General features: G+C 42.8%; 14 protein-coding genes. 9 read left to right on the top strand and 5 right to left on the bottom strand.

Going from position 1 to position 20,029, the window contains the following annotated elements:
- Position 1: 1 nt before the first annotated feature.
- The 4 genes from GQF63_RS03305 to GQF63_RS03290 form a co-directional block, all read right to left on the bottom strand.
- Positions 2–661 carry a YceH family protein gene (locus GQF63_RS03305; protein WP_160367690.1) on the bottom strand — a complete coding sequence of 220 codons (660 nt, stop codon included), beginning with the start codon at positions 659–661 and terminating at the stop codon, positions 2–4.
- A 507-nt stretch (positions 662–1,168) separates the two neighbouring features.
- Entirely contained in the window at positions 1,169–2,485 is a 1,317-nt protein-coding gene (locus GQF63_RS03300) for an acetylxylan esterase (protein WP_160367689.1), read from the bottom strand.
- An 85-nt stretch (positions 2,486–2,570) separates the two neighbouring features.
- Positions 2,571–4,202, bottom strand: coding sequence for a UxaA family hydrolase (locus GQF63_RS03295; RefSeq protein WP_160367688.1), 1,632 nt, complete (start codon positions 4,200–4,202; stop codon positions 2,571–2,573).
- Between the two features lie 93 nt (positions 4,203–4,295).
- A complete protein-coding gene (locus GQF63_RS03290; protein WP_160367687.1) occupies positions 4,296–5,309 on the bottom strand; it encodes a prolyl oligopeptidase family serine peptidase in 1,014 nt (337 codons plus the stop codon).
- A gap of 179 nt (positions 5,310–5,488) precedes the next feature.
- Between GQF63_RS03290 and GQF63_RS03285 the strand changes: the two genes are divergently transcribed.
- The 8 genes from GQF63_RS03285 to nagA all read left to right on the top strand — a co-directional run bounded on the left by GQF63_RS03285 (position 5,489) and on the right by nagA (position 17,181).
- Positions 5,489–8,635 carry a SusC/RagA family TonB-linked outer membrane protein gene (locus GQF63_RS03285; protein ID WP_160367686.1) on the top strand — a complete coding sequence of 1,049 codons (3,147 nt, stop codon included), beginning with the start codon at positions 5,489–5,491 and terminating at the stop codon, positions 8,633–8,635.
- Between the two features lie 18 nt (positions 8,636–8,653).
- Positions 8,654–10,417 carry a RagB/SusD family nutrient uptake outer membrane protein gene (locus GQF63_RS03280; protein WP_160367685.1) on the top strand — a complete coding sequence of 588 codons (1,764 nt, stop codon included), beginning with the start codon at positions 8,654–8,656 and terminating at the stop codon, positions 10,415–10,417.
- Between the two features lie 16 nt (positions 10,418–10,433).
- Positions 10,434–11,141, top strand: a complete 708-nt coding sequence (locus GQF63_RS03275; RefSeq protein WP_212592452.1) for a 3-keto-disaccharide hydrolase — start codon at positions 10,434–10,436, stop codon at positions 11,139–11,141.
- Between the two features lie 3 nt (positions 11,142–11,144).
- Entirely contained in the window at positions 11,145–12,359 is a 1,215-nt protein-coding gene (locus GQF63_RS03270) for a Gfo/Idh/MocA family protein (RefSeq protein WP_160367684.1), read from the top strand.
- 127 nt (positions 12,360–12,486) lie between these two features.
- A complete protein-coding gene (locus tag GQF63_RS03265; protein WP_160367683.1) occupies positions 12,487–13,920 on the top strand; it encodes a Gfo/Idh/MocA family protein in 1,434 nt (477 codons plus the stop codon).
- Positions 13,921–13,940: 20 nt separating this feature from the next.
- Positions 13,941–14,672 (top strand): glucosamine-6-phosphate deaminase, encoded by a 732-nt coding sequence (locus GQF63_RS03260; protein ID WP_160367682.1) that lies wholly within the window; start codon positions 13,941–13,943, stop codon positions 14,670–14,672.
- A 23-nt stretch (positions 14,673–14,695) separates the two neighbouring features.
- The gene (locus tag GQF63_RS03255) at positions 14,696–15,997 is read left to right on the top strand and encodes a sugar MFS transporter (RefSeq protein ID WP_160367681.1); all 1,302 of its coding nucleotides are present in this window, start codon (positions 14,696–14,698) and stop codon (positions 15,995–15,997) included.
- A complete protein-coding gene (gene nagA, locus GQF63_RS03250; RefSeq protein WP_160367680.1) occupies positions 15,994–17,181 on the top strand; it encodes an N-acetylglucosamine-6-phosphate deacetylase in 1,188 nt (395 codons plus the stop codon). Before GQF63_RS03255 ends, nagA begins: the two co-directional genes overlap by 4 nt.
- Positions 17,182–17,457: 276 nt before the next feature.
- On the opposite strand, the gene GQF63_RS03245 is transcribed toward nagA, so the two are convergent.
- On the bottom strand, positions 17,458–19,089 hold the full coding sequence (locus GQF63_RS03245) for an ATP-binding cassette domain-containing protein (protein WP_160367679.1): 1,632 nt from the start codon (positions 19,087–19,089) through the stop codon (positions 17,458–17,460).
- 243 nt (positions 19,090–19,332) lie between these two features.
- On the opposite strand from GQF63_RS03245, the gene GQF63_RS03240 reads away from it, so the two are divergent.
- Complete coding sequence (locus tag GQF63_RS03240; RefSeq protein ID WP_160367678.1) at positions 19,333–20,007, top strand: DUF6266 family protein; 675 nt, start codon at positions 19,333–19,335, stop codon at positions 20,005–20,007.
- Positions 20,008–20,029: the final 22 nt, after the last annotated feature.

The following is a 20,029-nucleotide window of genomic DNA, read 5'->3' as shown; positions in this document are numbered from 1 at the left end:
TTTAACTTAATTCTTCCATTAATTTATCAAAGGCCGCTTGTAAATTGGCCAATTTCTCTTCCAGGCTTTGTACGCGTTCTTCCAAAGCGGCCAGCTTGCCCGTTGCTGCTGGACTTTCCGAAGTGGCACTTTCTTCAAAGCTTGCCTCATCAAACGGACTAAACAGATGTACATAGCGCATTTCCTTTTGTCCCGGACGCTTCGCTAATTGCTGAATATAATGCGGTTCTTCATCCGCCAGTTTATTGAGCAATTGCTGTACTTCCTCCAAAGATTCAAAATCATATAACCGACCCGCATTGCTATTGATTTCTCCCGGTGTCAAAGGACCACGAAGAAATAGCAGGCATAAAATGGCAATTTCCTGTGGCAATAAGGGGTATTGAATGGCTACATTATGCTTGTACTTGGTGACACGACTACCACCACCCACAACTGTTGATATTAAGCCCTTGCGTTTTAAGGTGTCCAAAGCATCAACGATAGTCGATTCATCGTATTGCACCACAGGCTTCCGCGATGACTTTTGGTTACAGGCCGCTTGAAGGCTGTTCAAGGTCATCGGATAATATTCTGGTGTTGTCTTCGATTTTTCCATTAATGATCCCAATACACGAATTTCTTCGGCACTGAGCTGTGGAACTGGTTTTACTTCTTCCATAGAATTGCGGTTTTTTAGCTTGCAAGGCTAAATATACAGAAATATTGGAAGTCTCAAAAAGGAAGGATGGACTAGAGCGTAGTTTGATTGCTTTGAGTTTGGGCTTATGTTTTGTTTTTGTATTGCTTTTTTATGGGCGTTGTTGAGGCGTTTGCAAAGGGGTTTGATACGGCTGTGAAAGGGGGGAGAAAGGGGGGAGCAATTTGTCATCACAAGTTGTCATCGTGAGCGGAGTCGAACGACTGGTACGTCAGTGCAGTTAAACTAACTTATGGTCTTGATTGATAGTGTTATATCATTGTTAAAAAATAAGCGTTATAAGTGATGTTTTTATTTAAAAAAGTACTAATAAGTTAGTAAAGCATTGTTGATTGCACTGACGTACCAGTCGTTCGTGGTTCGACTCCGCTCACCATGACAGCACGATGACAAATTGATGACAAATTGATGATAGAAAAATGACCAACCATTTAAAAAAAGCTGCCATTTCTGGCAGCTTTGCAATTTCTATTTTTTGATATTGGCTTTTTCCAATACCCAATCAAAAATCTTGGTTTGTTGTTCTGGGAAGGTCCAGTGGCCGGTTTCTTGCACTAGAAATAATGTTTTTGGTGCTTTGATCACATTGTAAGCAGCATAGTACGATGTTGGTGGACAAGTTTCATCGTTATAGCCCCAGGTATAAAAACCAGGTACTTTTACATGCTTGGCAAAGTTTACCACATCATAATAGGCTGAGTTTGCGATTTTCTCAGGTGTCGCCATAAATGGCGCGTTATCTTTATTGAACATATGAGGCCATCCGCCGGCGCGTCCATGTAGGTAGCCAGTTAAATCACTAATAGCCGGATAAATGGCCACCAGGTTTTTGATGCGCTTATCTAATGCCGCCGTAATGATGGATAGGGCTCCGCCTTGGCTGCCGCCCCATACTTGCATATTGTTGGCATTTACCTCCTCGAGCTGACTTAGAAAGTCTACGGCACGCACGCAACCTAAGTAAACGCGACGGTAATAATATTGGTTTTTATCGTCCAGGTTATTCATCATATAACCACGCAGGGGACCTGCTGCAAGGCTTTGGTACAATTCCAAATCGTATCGCACAGGGACGCCATGAATACCAATCTGAAGGGTTACAAGGCCTTGTTCTGCTTGTTGCACGAGGCCATCATAAGGTCGTACACCAGCACCCGGAACTTGTAATACCGCCGGATATTTTCCTGCTTTTTTCGGTCTGGCTAAAATGCCATAGATGCGGGAATTATTGATGTTTTGGAAACTTACATGATAGACATCTACGGTTGCTGTTGACTTCTCCGGAAGTAGGGTTAATTTCGGATCTAAAGGGATGTTTTTTAGGGCTGCGATTTCCTTGTTCCAGAAGTCCATAAAATCTGCAGGCATCGTTTGTGTCGGTTGCACCTCCTCAGGGGCTACCGCTGCTGTAGCGATGCCACGGTACTCTTCGCCATCAACCTTTACCTTCACCTCACAACGGATAAATCCCGGGGTATTGGTTTGCATAGGCTTCCCTACCAAGCTGGAAGGACCGTTTAGTTTGAGGGTTCCCGATTGTAGGGGATCCATTTTCTCCCAGCCAATGCTATAGCTCACATCTATCCCTTGTACGGGTACCTGATGTTTAATGACAGACACGTTGAAGCTGATTTCTTGATTTTTGCCGTAGGTCCAATCGGCCTTGTTCGGTGTGACCAGCACTTGAACCAATTGGGAGCTGCGCGATTGGGCTGTGCCCAAGTTCCAGACTGCAACAAGACATAAAATGGCCAGGAAACTACGGATTAGGTGATTGTTTTTCATTACGTTTTCTTTAGGTATTGCGATTAATTAACCGCAATTTACTTATTTTTTGCTTTTTATAGAGGCCTAAATAAAATATATGAAATTACAAGCTAATGCCACGTTTCCACGGGATGAAATCATCTTGCTGCAGCTGCACGGCTTTTGGTATTACGGTTCCACTGGCTGCCGCAATGCAATAGTCTAATATTTCTTCGCCCACTTCGGCAATGCTCTTGCTGCCATCGATGATGCTACCGGAATTGATGTCGATAATATCAGGCATGCGTGCCGCTAATTGATTATTAGTGGCCACCTTGATGGTTGGACAGATTGGATTTCCTGTTGGGGTTCCCAATCCGGTGGTAAATAGGATTAGGGTGGCACCTGAAGCTGCTTTCCCCGTGGTGGCTTCTACATCATTACCCGGTGTACAAACCAGGTTTAATCCTGCTTTCTTAACCGGTTCTGTATATTCTAACACATCAGCAACAGGGGAGTTTCCTCCTTTTTTTGCGGCACCATTGCTTTTCATGGCATCGGTAATTAAGCCGTCGCGAATATTTCCCGGCGATGGGTTCATATGGAATCCAGAGCCTACAGCCTCTGCCGATTGGCTGTACAGCTCCATCAGTTTGATGAATTTCTCGGCATTTTCGGCGCTGTCCATACGGTCTAAGAGTTGTTGTTCGGCACCACATAGCTCTGGAAACTCGGCTAGTAGTACGGAGCCTCCTAAGCTGACTAAAAGGTCGGCCGCATAGCCTACAGCCGGATTGGCTGAAATGCCAGAAAAGCCGTCGGAACCGCCACATTTAACGCCCAATACCAGTTTATCTAATCCTGCAGGTTGGCGTTCTTGCTTATTGACCTCCTTCAAGGCTTTGAAAGTTTGTAGCAGGCAGGTTTTAATCAATTCCTGTTCGGTGCCTGTTTTCTGTTGTTCAAAACGAAGGATTGGTTTATGGAGGTTGGGGTTTCGTTTTTCAAGTTCTGCGAAAAGATCCTGCATCTGCAAGTTCTCGCAGCCTAATCCTAAAATGGTAGCACCAGCCACATTCGGATGATCGATATAAGAAGCCAGTAATTTCCCTAAGCTTTGTGCATCCTGACGCGTTCCACCGCAGCCACCTTGATGGTTGAGGAATTTAATGCCATCGATGTTTTGAAAGACGCGATGTGTTGATGGCGCCAAGCTGGCGATATCCACCTGCTCCAAAGACTCACCTTCTTCTACGGCATGGATTAAGGACTGTACATAGTCTTGATAGTCGTTTGGTTTATTATAACCTAAATTATCTAATAATGCGGCTTTAATCACATCCATATTGCGGTTTTCGCAAAATACGGTAGGAATAAACAGCCAATAATTGGCGGTTCCTACGCGTCCATCCGGGCGATGGTAGCCCTGGAAGGTGCGACCTTGGTACTTGGACACATCCAAGGCTTGCCAGCTAGCTTGCAAACCACGGTACTGGTATGGATCGGTTGCATGCTTGCTGTTTTCGGTACTCATGCGGGCACCGGCTTTTACCGCTTGGGTCGTTTTACCGACACGGACACCATACATAATGATGTCTTGATCGGCCGCCATGTCTTGTTCAAAAACTTTATGCTTGGCAGGGATATCTTCTAATAAAGTTAGAGGGTCGGCATTCGTTTCTATCGCGCTGCCTTGGCTTAGGTTGCTTAAAGCAACGATAACATTATCTTGAGGTTCTAGTTTGATCGTTTTCATAGGTTTCTTGCATTTTGTACAATGCTACAATATAGCGCTGAAGAATGGAAGAAAAATCAGCGATAACGGTTGCATAGAATTTCCGAGCCGGGGTTATTTTTTTGAAAAAATAAGATTCAAAACATTGCCTTCCGGCATTTCATGGCCTCCATCGAAGACCGTCAGTTCCACTTGCTGCTTATACTGGTTATGGTAAATCAGGTCTCGCCCCATAAAGGCTCCCTGTTGTACAGGAAATGCCGGGCTGCTTCGTCGTTTTAATAAGGTGTAGATGATTTGTTGTGGAACTAAACTTGCGCTGTTTTTTCCTGCAAAATCTTGAACTACTTTATTGTATAGCTCTAGGGTTTGGGAAATAGGTACGGAACCCGTATAGCCGTCATGCATTCCGCAGTAGAGGTGTAGGCTGCTTTGGGATCGCTGTTTTACGGGTGTTTTCATAAAAAAGGGCGAGCGGTTTCTGGCTTCTTCCATATTCGGCATGCCCTGCTGGCCGGAGGTAAAGGCGATTATATGATCGGCATATACATTTTTACGGCCTCGCGATTCATGATACCAGTCTTCGAGATTATAAATGCCGACAAAAGCATGAAATGATTTAATGGCATGCTTACTCTTCATGTAGGTTAACAGACTGGCAAAGCCACCTCCACTAACACCGACCACATGTACTTCTTCCTTATTGAGCTGTAAAGAATCTATAGCCCATTGAATGGCATCATCTATGTCTTGGATGACTTGCTTACTTCCTGCCGCTTCGGGTCTGTTGTTCGGCCCTCGGAAATTGGGATGCAGGTAGTTGATATCCGCAGCAATGCAATAGTTAACAAGAGGATCCCGCTGGGTATAATCCCCAGACCAGGTATGCAGACTGATAATGAGGGCTTGATTATTCTTTTTACTTCGGTATAGATAGGCTGGCTGTTGTTGCTGATCGAGGCTGGAAGGAATGCTAATAACTTCGCATTGTGGCGGCCACTTGCTCTTTGCTGTGTCGTCCCAGGTGCTGTTGACTTGGGCTTTGGCATCGCAAAAAAGTAAAACATGCAGGATGAAAATAAAGCCTAGCTGTATTGAAAAAGGGTAATTTCTAGCGAAGTGTAACATATTAGGTTGGTTTTGTTACAATATAGTTTTTTATTCGACATATTTATAAAAAATCAGCGGAAGCGTTGTCGGTAATAAATTTGTAAGAATGTATTATTGTGAAATTCATAATTGATATACTTGTATAGACATGGCAACATAACCCAAATGCCATTACGACCCGTATAAAACTACTAATTATGAAAACAACATGTTTACTTCTGTTGGCAGTGTCTTCGGCTTTATCGCCGTCCATATTGCAAGCGAAAATACCGATTAAGGTATTTCACGAAAACAATTTTCAACAGGTGCAAAGCCTGGAGATTCGGGGGAAGGTAATTGCTTCAGAAACCAATGAGCCTCTAGCCGGGGTTACCATTGCTGTAAAAGGCAAAAACAAAAGCACCGCATCAGATGAACAAGGGAATTTTAGTTTGGAGGTGAATCAAGGTGATAAGCTGACGTTTACCATGATGAACTACAGCCCCCATGAAATGACCGTTACACAAGCACAATCTAACTTACTTATTAAACTGCAAAGTACGACCTCCGATTTAGACGAGGTGGTGGTAATTGGTTATGGTACGGCCAAGCGCAGTGACCTAACGGGTTCTATTGCCCGGGTCGATGCGCGGGATTATCAAAATCAACCGACGACGCAATTGACAGAGATGTTGAATGGTACGGTTGCCGGTTTTAACTCCAATCAAAGTACCAGTTCAGCAGGTGGGGGCTCCATGGAAATCCGTGGTCCTAAATCTTTGAATGCTTCTACCAGTCCGATGATTGTGTTGGATGGGGTAATTTATAACGGTAGCCTTTCGGATATTAATCCGGCGGATATCGAGACGATGGATATTCTAAAAGATGCGAGCTCCACCGCCGTATATGGTGCACGCGCTGCCGCAGGGGTTATTCAGGTGACTACCAAGAAGGGCTTGACCGGCACGCCAAGAATTAATTTGGAAGCGAATGTGGGGGTATCCAGCTTAATGCATGCATTTAAGACGTACGATGGTCAAGGTTATATAGACTTTAGAACAGATGTGATGCGTGCTTATAATTCTTCGAAACCAAATTACTACTATAATAATCCGGACAATCTTCCGGATGGCATTAGCTTAGAAACCTGGCGGAAGGCTAGTAATAACCCGCAAAGTGATAATACCAAAGAATGGTTAAGTCGTTTAAACTTCTACCAAATAGAGGTGGATAACTACTTGGCAGGTAATGAGATTTATTGGTTGGATGAGGTATTTAAGCGCGGAGTGAAACAAAATTATGACCTCAGTATTTCTGGTGGTGCCGATAAGGTAAAATATTATTGGTCCTTAGGGTATCAAGGGAATGAAGGGATAACGCATGGCGATGAGTTTAATATTATCCGTAGCCGTTTAAATACTGATTTTACCATCAACGATTGGTTATCGGCCGGGGTAAATGCACAGTTTGCCGATCGGAATCAGCAAGCTATCATTCCAAGCATCAATTCCATGTTTTTAATGAGTCCTTATGGTAGCCAATACGATGATGATGGAAATTTAATCTGGTATCCTAATAGTTTCGCCTTAGCTACCCCTTTAATCAATAATTTAGGTGGGCAAGATCAGATGAATAAAATAAACAGCTTATTCTCTGCTGTGTACATGAATATAAAACTTCCCTTAGGGATATCTTATAAAGCTTCGTTCAACCCGAGGTATACTTTTCAAAAGTTGTATAATTTCTTCCCTTCCACTACGCTTACCGGCGGTTCAACCTATAAGGATGTCTATGCAACACGGGAAGAAGAGTCCAGTTTTGAATGGATGCTAGACCATTTGGTGCACTGGAATAAAAAGTTTGGCATGCACCAGTTTGATGTTACCTTATTATACAGTGCGGAGAAAATTGATGCGTGGAACTCTTTATTAAGCAACCAGACTTTCAGTCCGAACCAATGGTTAGGCTATCATGGGATTCAGTTTGGTGCCGATCATAAAGTATCCTCTAACGATACGAGGGCAACAGGCGATGCAGCGATGGCCAGGTTAAATTATACCTTAAATGATAAATACCTCTTTACAGCTTCTATCCGTAGGGATGGTTATTCAGCTTTCGGAAAGAAAAACCCACGAGCTACTTTCCCGGCATTGGCCTTTGCTTGGCGGGTATCGCAGGAACCCTTTTTTAATGTAGATCAAGTTGATGATTTAAAGCTGCGGGCATCCTGGGGTAGAAATGGTAATAGGTCGATAGGCGAGTACGCGGCATTGGCTACTGTAAATTCCAATCGCTATTATAATGGTTCAATCTCCCAAATCGGCGTATTCAACAATACCCTATCAAACTTTGATTTGAAATGGGAGCAAACCGAGTCTTATAACCTAGGGCTTGATTTGGCGATGTTCAAAAATAGAATTAACCTGACTGCCGATGTGTACCGCATGACCACCATTGATCTATTGATGAATCGGAAGTTACCGGAGATTACGGGCTATGTTTCTGTTGTAACCAACCTGGGCAAGTTGAGTAATACGGGCTGGGAACTTACCTTAAATACAGTAAACGTGGATAAGGAAAACTTCTCATGGAACAGTAGCCTCGTTTATTCGGCCAATAGAAATAAAATTGAAGAGCTGTTTGGTGATTTTGGCGAGACAACAATCAGCGGTAAAACGGGCTATCAGGAACTACCCGATTACACAAATGAGTGGTTCCCGGGACAAGCAATTGACCAGATTTGGAACTATAAGGTGAACGGTATCTGGCAAGTAGAAGAAGCAGATGAAGCCGCGAAATATGGGCTAAAACCCGGTGATTTTAAGGTTAAAGATGCCGATGGAAACTATAAATATGATGCCCTGATTGATAAGGAGTTTATTGGTTATAAGCGCCCTCGTCATAGATTAGGCTTTAGAAACTCCTTTGACTTTTTAAAGAATTTCTCGGTATCCTTTTTCTTAAGAGCAGAATTAGGCCATTACGGGTACTTCTTAGAAGCAGCACGTGCCGGTGGATCTGACACCTATGATAAACGTAGTACCTATGATTTACCCTATTGGACTGCTGAGAACAGGAATAATGAATATCCTCGTTTAAATGCATTAACGACTGTATTTGGCGGTGGTATTAAAATTTACAAACCTTTATCCTTTGTTCGTTTGCAAGATTTATCATTTTCCTACACCGTACCAAACTCGAGCTTAGAACGGATTAAGGTTAAAAATCTACGTGTTTTTGTTGCTGCCAGAAATGTATTTACGTTAGATAAATGGCCGGGATGGGATCCAGAGTCTGCTTACAATAGCATCAATGCGATGCCTATGCCTCGCAGTTTTTCTGCTGGTGTTAACTTTTCCCTATAACGCTTAATTTGAAAGATCATGAAAAGAATTAAATATATTATAGCCGGCTTATTTCTTACCCTGATTAGCTTATCGTGTAGTAAATCATGGCTAGATCCCAAGCCCTTATCCTTCTATACGCCTGAAAATGTATATCAAGACCCTCAGGGTTTAGCTTCCTTAGCTGTTACCTTGAAAAGAGATTTAAAGCAAGAAACCCATAATGTGGGCAAAGGGATACATAACTTAATTATGGAGTTTGCTTCCTCGGATTTAGGAACACCTTGGTCGCAATTGGATTTCTATAAACTTACCCCTAATAATGACGTATATTATAATTTCTTAAAGATGTTCAATTTTATGTATGAGAATGTCAAGAATTGTAATGTGTTAATTGCGAAGGTGGAAACCGTACAATTTAAAGATGAGAACGAGAAAAATGCCATGCTTGCTATTGGTTATTTTTACCGCTCGTATTGGTACTACCGCTTAGTACATAGCTATGGTGATGTGCCGTTTATTGGTGAAGAGATTAATGGTGCGAAGCTGGATTTTCAAACCCACAGTAAGGCTGCTATCCTTAAGAAAATTCAATCGGACTTGGAATTTGCCGTTAAGAATTTACCGCTAACTGCAGCGCCGGGTGAATTAACGAAAGGTGCAGCGAATCATTTATTGACGAAGGTGTATTTATCAAATGCTGAATTTGATAAGGCTATTGCCAGTTCTTCGGAAGTCATTAACGGTCCTTATTCCTTAATGACGGCACGTTTTGGTAAAGATGCCGCGAATAACTATCGGGATTTAATGTGGGATTTACACCGTCCGGAAAATGTATCGATTTCAACAAATAAAGAAACTATTTTAGCGACTATAGATCGCTTTGAGGCGCCGGCAGATGCCCGTTCTTTGGGTTTATTTACGATGCGCTACTATGGATGTTCTTGGTTTCAGGCACCTGTTCGCGATAGTGAAGGTAAGCCGGGCATGGTTGCTTCGGGGCCTATGTATGATTCCCTGGGCAGAGGAAATGCGAACGTGCGCTTGACCGGTTTTTATCAATACGATGTTTGGTCGTACAAAGGGGCAACGTATAAGAATACGACAGATTTGCGTCGCAGCAATTCTAATTGGGTGGATAATCATGAATATAAATACAACAATCCTGCGTCCAAAGATTTTGGGAAACCGGTAAATCCGGCCTATTTCGCGGATCCTTTGGATACCTTCAGAAGTATTTACGCTATTCCTCACTATATTCTTTATGTTCCTGAACAAAATAAAGCGGCTACTCCGCAGGGTGGTAATGGCGATTGGTATGTTTTCCGATTGGCAGAAACACATTTACTTCGTGCGGAAGCCTATTTCTGGAAGGGACAAATGCAACTGGCAGCAGATGATATTAATAAGGTAAGAACACGTGCGAAGGCTTTACCGATGACGGCAGGGGAAGTGACCTTAGACTTTATTATGGACGAACGCGCGCGGGAACTATTTGCGGAAGAGCCACGCCATACCGAGTTGGTGCGGGTTTCCTATATTCTGGCGAAGCAAAATCTCCAAGGATATACCTTGGCTAATTTTAGTGAGAAGAACTATTATTACGATCGTGTTCGGCGTAAGAATCCGACCTATGATCAAAAGATTTCCATGTTAGGGAATGTGGCCAATATTGCCCCATTTCATGCCTTATGGCCAATTCCGTCAACCGTGATTACGGCAAATACCAAAGGTGTTATCAATCAAAATAAAGGATATGATGGTGCTGAGCGGAATCAACCGCCAATAGAAACGATTCCATAATTTAAACTTAATTTATATGAAGATAGTTAATGTGCTGATTTGGATACCTTTATTCATGCTGCTACCGCCTCAGGAAAGCCTGGGGCAGGCGCAAGCGGGTTGGGAAAGCTTATTCAACGGATCTGACCCTGGCAAACACTGGGTTTCTGTGGCTGGCGGAACTTTGCCCAATGCGGCCTGGAAAGTAGACCAGGGAACCTTAAGGCATGAACAAGGCCAGCGTGGTGGTGACTTGATCAGCAAGCACGTTTATAAAGATTTCATCTTAGAATTGGAGTTTAAGTTGGATAAGAATGCCAATTCAGGGATAAAGTATTTCGTTGCACCCTTACATACCAAATCAGGAAAGGTGGAATTAAATGGTCCGGAATTTCAGATGATTGATGATGTAAACCATGAGTCGGTGAAGGGAGGGATTAGTCCGAAAACTGAAACCGGGTCTGTGTATTTATTGTATGCGCCTAATGCTAAGAAAGTGTTCTATGGCCATGGAAAATGGAATAAGGCCAAGGTGGTGGTTCGTGGTAAGCAGGTTGAGCATTGGTTGAATGGTGTAAAAATAGTTTCTTATGAACGCGGTACTTCAAGTTTTAGGGCATTAGTGGCGGGAACAAAATTTGAAATGTACCAATCTGGCTATGGGGAAGCCGAATATGGACATATTCTATTGACAGACCATCAAGACGGTGCTTCATTCCGTAATATTAGAATCAAACGATTATAAGTTATGAAAGATCATAAAATATCAAGACGTAAGTTTCTTGAAAATAGTAGCCTTGCTTTATCCGGACTGGCGGTTTTCCCAGCTGCCTTTGGCAAGGGAAATCCATCGCTACTGAAAAAAAAGTTAAACATAGGCATCGTTGGGGTAGGAAGTCGGGGCAAAGGTTTATTGCACTTGATGAAAGATATTCCAGATGTGCAAGTAACGGCGATGTGTGATGTGCGGGAGGATATTTTAGCCTTAGCCAAAAAGATTATTACGAGTCCGGTGACCATTTACAAAGACTACAAAGACATGATGCGTAATCGGAAGCTGGATGCTGTTATAATTGCTACGCCATTATATCTGCATTACCCGATGGCTGTGGATGCGCTGGAACATGGAAAACATGTGTACTTGGAGAAGGCGATATCCTATGATATTCCGCAGGCCATTGATTTAGTGAAGCGGGTTGAGAAATCGAAGCTTGTCTTTCAGGTAGGCCATCAATACCGTTATTTCGGATTGTATAAGCGCATTAAAGAAGTTATAGATAAAGGTTGGTTAGGCAAGGTTATGCATTACGAATGTCAGTACCATCGTAATTCGGATTGGCGTTTTCCGGTACCTCCGGGTATGGATGAACGGTTTATTAATTGGCGGATGTATAAAGCTTCTAGTGGGGGTTTAATGACGGAATTATGTGGGCATCCGATTGATGTAGTGAACTGGATGGTGGGTTCGCATCCCCTACGGGTGACCGGCATTGGCGGTGTAGATTACTGGAAGGATGGGCGGGAGAACTATGATAATGTTCGCGTAGTATATGAGTATCCGGAGGGCATCAAGTCTAGTGTTTCTTCTATTTTGTCTAATGGCTACAAGGGCTATGGTATTCGGATTTTGGGAGACAAAGGATCCATTATCGTGGAACGGGATCAGGCTTTATTATTTTCGGAACAGGTGAAAAAGGAGGTTGGGACCGTAGATGGGGTAACAGGAGCCACTATTGCGGCACATTATGGCGATGGGGAAGTGTTAGATTATTCGGATCTGGATCCCTTGAAAAAGGACCCGACCTATTATGCCTTGGCCGACTTTTGCGAATGTATCCGTAGCGGGAAGAAGCCAGCAGCAGATATCTATACCGCTCGAGATGTGGCAATTGCGAGTCATATGGCTAATATTGCTATGGAAACCCATCAAGAGCAAGTATGGAAACCGGAATATTCAGGATAGCAAAAATAGCCTAAGACAACAGAATTACCGATAACGGTGCCGTAGATTAGCGCTGTTTCCAATTGGATTTCTAGGACAATTCCTGTTTCTTTATTAAAAATTATCCATTAACCTTAAACTTAATATTATGTCTACAGATAGAAGATCTTTTCTAAAGTTATCGGGACTCGCTGGGTTGGGATTCCTATCGAATCAAGTGTCTGCAAAGTCACATGAAGAAAAAACTACTTACCACCACATCTTACGTGAATCACAACAAAGCTATAAGCCAGTTTTCAATATGTCGGGATATGCTGCCCCAGCCTTATCTACCGTTCGCACCGGGTTTATCGGTGTGGGTAATCGGGGATCGGCAGCTGTGTATCGCTTAAGTATGATTGAAGGCGTATCCATAAAAGGGGTATGTGATATTCGTAAAGAAAAAGCGGAAGCTGCTAAAGCACGTATTGTGACCAAAGGGCATGAAGCAAAAATATACAGCGGAACGGAAGAAGCCTGGAAGGAAATGTGTCGTCGCGATGATATAGACTTCGTATATATTGCCACGAATTGGGCTTTACATGCCGAGATGGCCATCTATGCCATGGAGCATGGAAAACATGTGGCCTTAGAAATTCCAGCCGCTGTAACCATTGACGAATGTTGGCGTTTAGTAACAACCTCTGAACGCACGAAAAAACACTGTGTTATTTTAGAGAACTGTTGCTATGATTTCTTTGAAATGCTAACACTGAACTTAGCGCGCCAGGGCTTCTTTGGTGATATAGTACATTGTGAGGGCGCTTATATCCATGATATTTTGGAGAGCTTATTTATTGAGGAAAAACGCTATCATAAATGGCGCTTAATGGAAAATGCGAAGCGTAACGGTAACCTTTATCCTACGCATGGTTTAGGCCCTATTGCCCAGGTGTTAAAGATTAACCGAGGTAATAAGATGGATTTCCTAACCTCCATGTCGTCGAAGGATTTCTCTTTACGTCCGAAAGCGGAGGAGTTAGCAAAAACCAACAAGGAGTTTGAGCAGTATTTAAAATACCCGTTCCGTGGGAACATGAATACATCGACCATTAAAAACAATGATGGCAGTACCATTATGCTCCAACATGATGTCAGTACACCAAGACCTTATTCTCGTTTACACGTGATCAGTGGAACGAAAGGCTATGCGCAGAAATATCCATTACCAGCGAAATTAGCGGTAGGGCATGAGCGATTCTTTACGGATGAGGAGATGAAGAAAATTGAAGCGGAGAGCACGCCGAAAATCATTACGCATATTGGCGAGATGGCCAAACAAGTAGGGGGACATGGTGGAATGGACTTTATTATGGACTGGCGTTTAATAGACTGTTTACGCAATGGACTACCGGTTGATATGGACGTTTATGATGCGGCAGCTTGGAGTTCGATTGGACCATTAAGTGAATGGTCGGTAGCTAACGGATCGAAGCCTATTGCCATTCCAGACTTTACGATGGGGCGTTGGCAAGGTAATAAGGTGCATAATATTCACCTTGAAACAGGAGGAACCACACAAGTATTAAAAGCTAATAAATAAATTTTTCAAAACGAGGGCATATGAATATTGAAATTTTCCCGGATAGGGAATCTTTGGGCGCGCATGCCAGTGCGCAAGGGGCGGCATGGATAAAAGAAGCCATCAGCCAAAAGAATGAAGCTAATGTTATTTTAGCAACCGGGGCTAGTCAGTTTGAAACCCTGCAAGCTTTAATTCAGGATAAAGATATAGACTGGTCGAAGGTGCGGATGTTCCATTTAGATGAGTATATCGGCATGCCGATTACGCATAAGGCTAGCTTTAGGAAGTACTTGACCGAGCGTTTTTTAGAGCAAGTTCCACCTTTAAAGGAAGCTGTGCTGATTAATGGCGAAGGAGATGCTAAGCAAGAATGTGAACGATTGGGCGAAATTATTAAAAAATTCCCTATCGACGTTGCTTTTGTAGGGATTGGTGAAAATGGTCACTTGGCCTTTAATGATCCACCGGCTGATTTTGAGGTGGAAGATCCATACATCGTTGTTGATTTGGATTTACAATGCCGGCAGCAACAGATGGGCGAGGGGTGGTTCAATAGTTTAGACGAGGTGCCAAAGCAGGCTATTTCCATGTCGATTAAGCAGATCATGAAGTCGAAGCATATTATTTGTGCCGTTCCTGATGAGCGGAAAGCCCAAGCTGTGAAGAATTGTCTTACATTAGCTGTTTCGAACCTATATCCATCGAGTATTTTGCAAGAACATGCTTCCTGTAACTGCTATTTAGATCGCGGTTCAGCCTCATTATTATAATTTGCCAACGATTAACCTATTTTATGAACACACAACAATTAGATAAGAAGACGACTTTAATTTCCATTGGAATCATCGGAACGATGTTCTTTGTATTTGGCTTTGTCTCTTGGGTAAACGCCATATTGATTCCCTACTTTAAAATAGCTTGCGAGCTCAGTAATTTTCAATCTTATCTCGTCGCCTTTGCATTTTACATTTCCTATTTGGTGATGTCTATGCCATCCTCTTATCTATTAAAGCGTGTCGGCTATAAAAGAGGGATCACGATTGGCTTTTGGATTATGGCAGTCGGGGCGCTATTATTTGTGCCCGCAGCTTATGGCCGAACCTATGCGATCTTTTTGTTAGGCTTATTTACGCTAGGTTCTGGCTTGGCTGTTTTACAAACGGTTGCCAATTTATACATCACCATGATTGGTGAAAAAGAGCGCGCAGCGCAACGGATCAGTATCATGGGCATCTGCAATAAAGGGGCGGGCATATTGGCCCCTTTAGCTTTTTCTTGGGCCATATTGCGTCCTACGGATAATGAATTGTTCAAGCAAATCCCATTGATGGATGAGGTTACCCGAGCGCAAACCTTGGATGAGCTAATTCTCCGGGTGGTGGTCCCTTATATCGTGGTGGCTTCGGTATTGTTTTTAATCGGATTATTTGTTCGGTTTTCCCCTTTACCTGAAATTGAAAATAAAGAAGAAGAGGATGCAAGTGCTGGCAAATCGGGTGTTTTTCAATTTCCAAACCTTGTATTAGGTGCGGTGGCGATATTTTTACACGTAGGAACACAGGTTATTGCTATCGATACGATTATCAATTATGCAGACTCTATGGGGCTATCGCTCCTGGAGGCGAAGGCTTTACCTTCTTATGTACTTACGGCTACCATCATAGGCTATCTGATGGGTATTACGCTGATTCCAGCGGTAATATCCCAGAAGCGCATGCTTCAGATTTGTTCCTTAGTTGGGCTAACTTTGGCTTTATTGGTTTGTTTAGTAACATATCCAGTGAGTTGGTTGGGCCATCATTTAGACCTTTCTATTTGGTTTTTAGCGATGATTGGTGTTCCAAACGCGCTGATATGGGCAGGCATTTGGCCATTAGCCTTAGACGGTTTAGGTAAATATGCCAAACAAGGTTCGGCTTTATTGATTATGGGGCTATGTGGTAATGCCATTCTTCCGATGATTTACGGAGCTGTTGCCGATATTTCTACGGTAAAAGCCGCTTATTGGGTTTTGGTACCATGTTTTTCGTATATTGTATTCTATGCCTTTGTTGGGCATAAAATTAAGTATTGGAGTAAAAAACCTAAACAATGATCAGTATTATTAATGCCAAAATTATTACCCCTTATCGGGTATTAGAAAAAGGATTTGTTACCATTGAAGATGGCCGAATTATCGACGTGCAAGCCACAGATAAATGGCCTACCGCTTCTGCTAACCACCAGCTTATTGATGCCGGCGGACTTTACCTTTCGCCAGGATTTATCGATATCCATATTCATGGGGGCGGCGGTTCAGACTTCATGGACAACGATATCGATGCTTATTTGAATATTGCCGAAACACATGCGCGTTATGGTACTACAGCGATGCTGCCAACCACCTTAACCAGTGAGCAGGCGCTATTATTAGAAACCTTTAAAGTTTATGAGCAATCTTTAAGTAAAAATAAAAATGGTGCTCAATTTTATGGGCTTCATTTAGAAGGACCATATTTTGCGATGGAACAACGCGGCGCGCAAGATCCGCGGTATATTCGCAATCCGGAGCCTGAGGAATATGAACCTATCCTTCGCGATTATAAACACCTGATTGCCCGTTGGAGTGCAGCTCCGGAATTACCCGGTGCATTGACTTTTGGTCGTCGGGTATGTGAAGAAGGTATTTTGTGTGCATTAGCACATACAGATGCTGTTTACGAAGAAGTAGTAAAAGGGGTGGAGGCAGGTTATCGCCTGGCAACCCATTTATACAGTGGGATGTCGGGAATGACGCGTAGAAATGCATACCGATATGCGGGCGCTATTGAGTCTTGTTTGTTATTGGATGATATTGATGTGGAGATTATTGCTGACGGTACACACTTGCCAGAACCTTTCTTAAAGTTAATTTGCAAAGTAAAAGCTAAAAATCAAATTATCCTTATTACCGATGCCATGCGTGCTGCCGGTACCAACGTAACCGAAAGTATATTAGGAAGTAAAGTTAATGGGTTGCCGGTTGTTGTGGAAGATGATGTGGCTAAATTACCAGATCGGAAATCCTTTGCCGGATCCGTCGCTACAGCCGATCGACTTATTCGCACCATGCGCAATAAGGCGGGTTTAGAGCTAGCGGAAGCGGTGCAAATGCTAACCGCTAATCCGGCAAGAATACTCGGATTGCAACATCAAATCGGAACCATTGCCAAGGGTTTAAAGGCTGATTTATTACTCTTTGATGAGGATATTCAAATCCAGAAAACCATGATTAATGGCCGATTTGTTTATGAAAAGTAAGTTTAAATAATAGTATAAATAGGTTTAAAATTGAGTGTAAGGGGCTGTTGGTGAAACAGCCCCTTTCTTGTTATAGCCAAATAAACTAACACCTTCTTTTTCTTTGCCTCCTTTCACACCCATATGAAAGCCCTTTGGAATGTGGTACAGGCTGGTGTGCTAAAACCAACCCTCATTGGCAATCGACATTACTATCATTTCCGGGAAATCGAAACTTTAGCTAAAATGCGGGATGCCTTCTGATAATTAGGTTTTTATAGCCCTGATTTTTGTTATTTACTTTTCTATTTCTTTGAGGCTAGACATCTTCTTGTATTCCAAGAACCCTTTAATGTCTTCAAAATGCTCGCGTACGCGCTTATTGCCAAACTCGAAAACCTTTTGCGCTAATCCATCCAGGAAGTCACGGTCGTGAGATACCAAAATCAAGGTGCCATCAAAGTCTTGAAGGGCATCTTTAATAATATCCTTGGTTTTCATGTCCAGGTGGTTGGTTGGCTCATCCAGGATCAACACATTCACAGGTTCTAATAGCAGCTTAATCATGGCCAGGCGGGTTTTCTCTCCTCCTGAAAGCACTTTTACTTTCTTTTGCGTATCATCTCCACTGAACATAAAAGCACCCAATAGATCTTTTATTTTCACCCGTACATCGCCTACAGCAATCTGATCGATGGTTTCAAAAACCGTTAATTCTTCATCCAATAGAGAGGCTTGGTTCTGCGCAAAGTAGCCTATTTTAGCGTTGTGACCCACTTTTAAGCTTCCTTCCACTTCAATTTCACCCATAATCGCTTTAATCATGGTCGATTTCCCTTCCCCGTTCTTTCCAACAAAGGCAACCTTCTCCCCACGCTCAATCACCATATTGGCATCTTTAAAGACCAAATGATCGCCGTAGGACTTGCAAAGCCCCTCAATCATAACCGGATAAGTACCAGATCGCGGCGATGGCGGGAATTTCAGGCGCAAAGCCGAGGTATCCACCTCGTCAATCTCAATAATCTCCAGTTTCTCCAACATCTTCACGCGCGATTGCACCTGCAAGGTTTTGGAATAGGTTCCTTTGAAACGGTCGATAAACTCCTGGTTATCTGCAATAAAGCGCTGTTGCTCTTCATAAGCCTTCAACTGATGCAGGCGACGGTCTTTACGCAATTCCAAGTAATGGCTGTATTTGGCTTTGTAATCGTATATTTTACCCATCGTCACTTCAATAGTACGGTTGGTGATATTATCGACGAAGGCACGGTCGTGGGAAATGACAATCACTGCTTTGGCTTGGTTTACCAAGAAATCTTCCAACCATTGAATACTTTCAATATCCATGTGGTTGGTTGGCTCATCCAGTAAAATTAAATCTGGTTTCTTCAATAGAATTTTCGCCAATTCTATGCGCATACGCCAGCCGCCGGAGAACTCCGAAGTAGGACGGCTAAAATCAGTACGCTCAAAACCTAAACCCTTTAATACTTTTTCAACCTCCGCATCGTAGTTTGTTTCTTCCATGGAGTAAAACTTCTCACTCAATTCAGAAACACGTTCAATCAATTTCATATAATCATCCGTCTCATAATCGGTACGAATGTTTAACTGTTCATTCAGTTGTTCCAATTCATCACGCATGTGGTATACTTCCTCAAAAGCTTTGGAAGTTTCCTCAAATACGGTCAAATTATCCTGCGTCAGCAAGTGCTGGGGCAAGTAGGCTATTACTGCGTCTTTAGGACCCGTAACTGCGCCCGTGGTTGGTTTGCCAACCCCTGCAATAATTTTCAATAAGGTGGATTTTCCGGCTCCATTTTTTCCCATTAAAGCAATCTTATCATTCTCATTGATAGAGAAGGTGACATCACTAAATAGGGTGGTTCCGCCGAAGGATACAGAGATGTTATTTACATTGATCACGTTTGCTCGATTTTAATCAGCTGCAAAGATAAAGGAATAGTTTATATCCACACAGCGAATTTTCCGAAGCCGAGGCCAGCGTCGTGACTTTCGTCGCTGTCAAATGCGGTCATCTTGTTTCATTTTGTCCTAAAATGTTTCATTTTCAAATGCCTATGCTTGTCAGCTCTAGTTTTACTGCCGATATCAAATTCAAGGCCTTGCATGCAGGTCAATGGTTTAACAAATTTAAAAAATAAAATCATGGCAAGAATTTCAAAAGGAATTTTAGGCGGATTGTCTGGGAAAATAGGCAATGTTGTCGGTAGTAGCTGGCGTAACATCGATTATGTTCGCGCTAAGGGAAAATACAGCCAAAAAGAACCTTCAGAAAAGCAGCTGTCCATTCAGCAACGCTTTAAAATGGCATCGGACTTTATGCGCCCTTTAAGCCCATTTATTAATATTGGTTTTAATGATCGCAAGAACAGACATTCCTATGCGGTGGTCGACCAAATCGGTGCCCTAATTAAAACAGGCTTCAGCGGCAATTATCCAGCGCAAAAGCTCAATTATCCAACCATTCAAGTAAGTCGTGGTAGCTTACAGGATTTACGCTTCTTGCAGCTAACTGCCATCATGCCTTCGGTGCTCAGCTTTTCCTGGGAATATGATGAAGGCAAGTATGCAGGCCATCCGAACGATCAGGTATTTATCATCGCTTATGAAGCCAATAGTCACGAGTTTTATATGTTCGACACTGCCAAACGCAGCGATAAGAAGTTTGAGAAAGAACTGCCAGCCCGGTATGAATCGCGTGACCTGCATTGTTGGTTATTTTGCTTAGCGCATGAAGGATCTGCGGTGTCTAGCAGTCAATATCTGCTGCGTAAAGGATTCACAAAAACACAACCGCCTACAGCAAAAACAGCATTGTAGTCATACGTTAATTAAAACATGT

Origin of the sequence: Sphingobacterium humi, from assembly GCF_009768885.1 — a bacterium.
Lineage (GTDB): Bacteria > Bacteroidota > Bacteroidia > Sphingobacteriales > Sphingobacteriaceae > Sphingobacterium > Sphingobacterium humi.
Note: the sequence above shows the minus strand (reverse complement) of the source record. Positions and strands in the feature narration are given on the sequence as shown.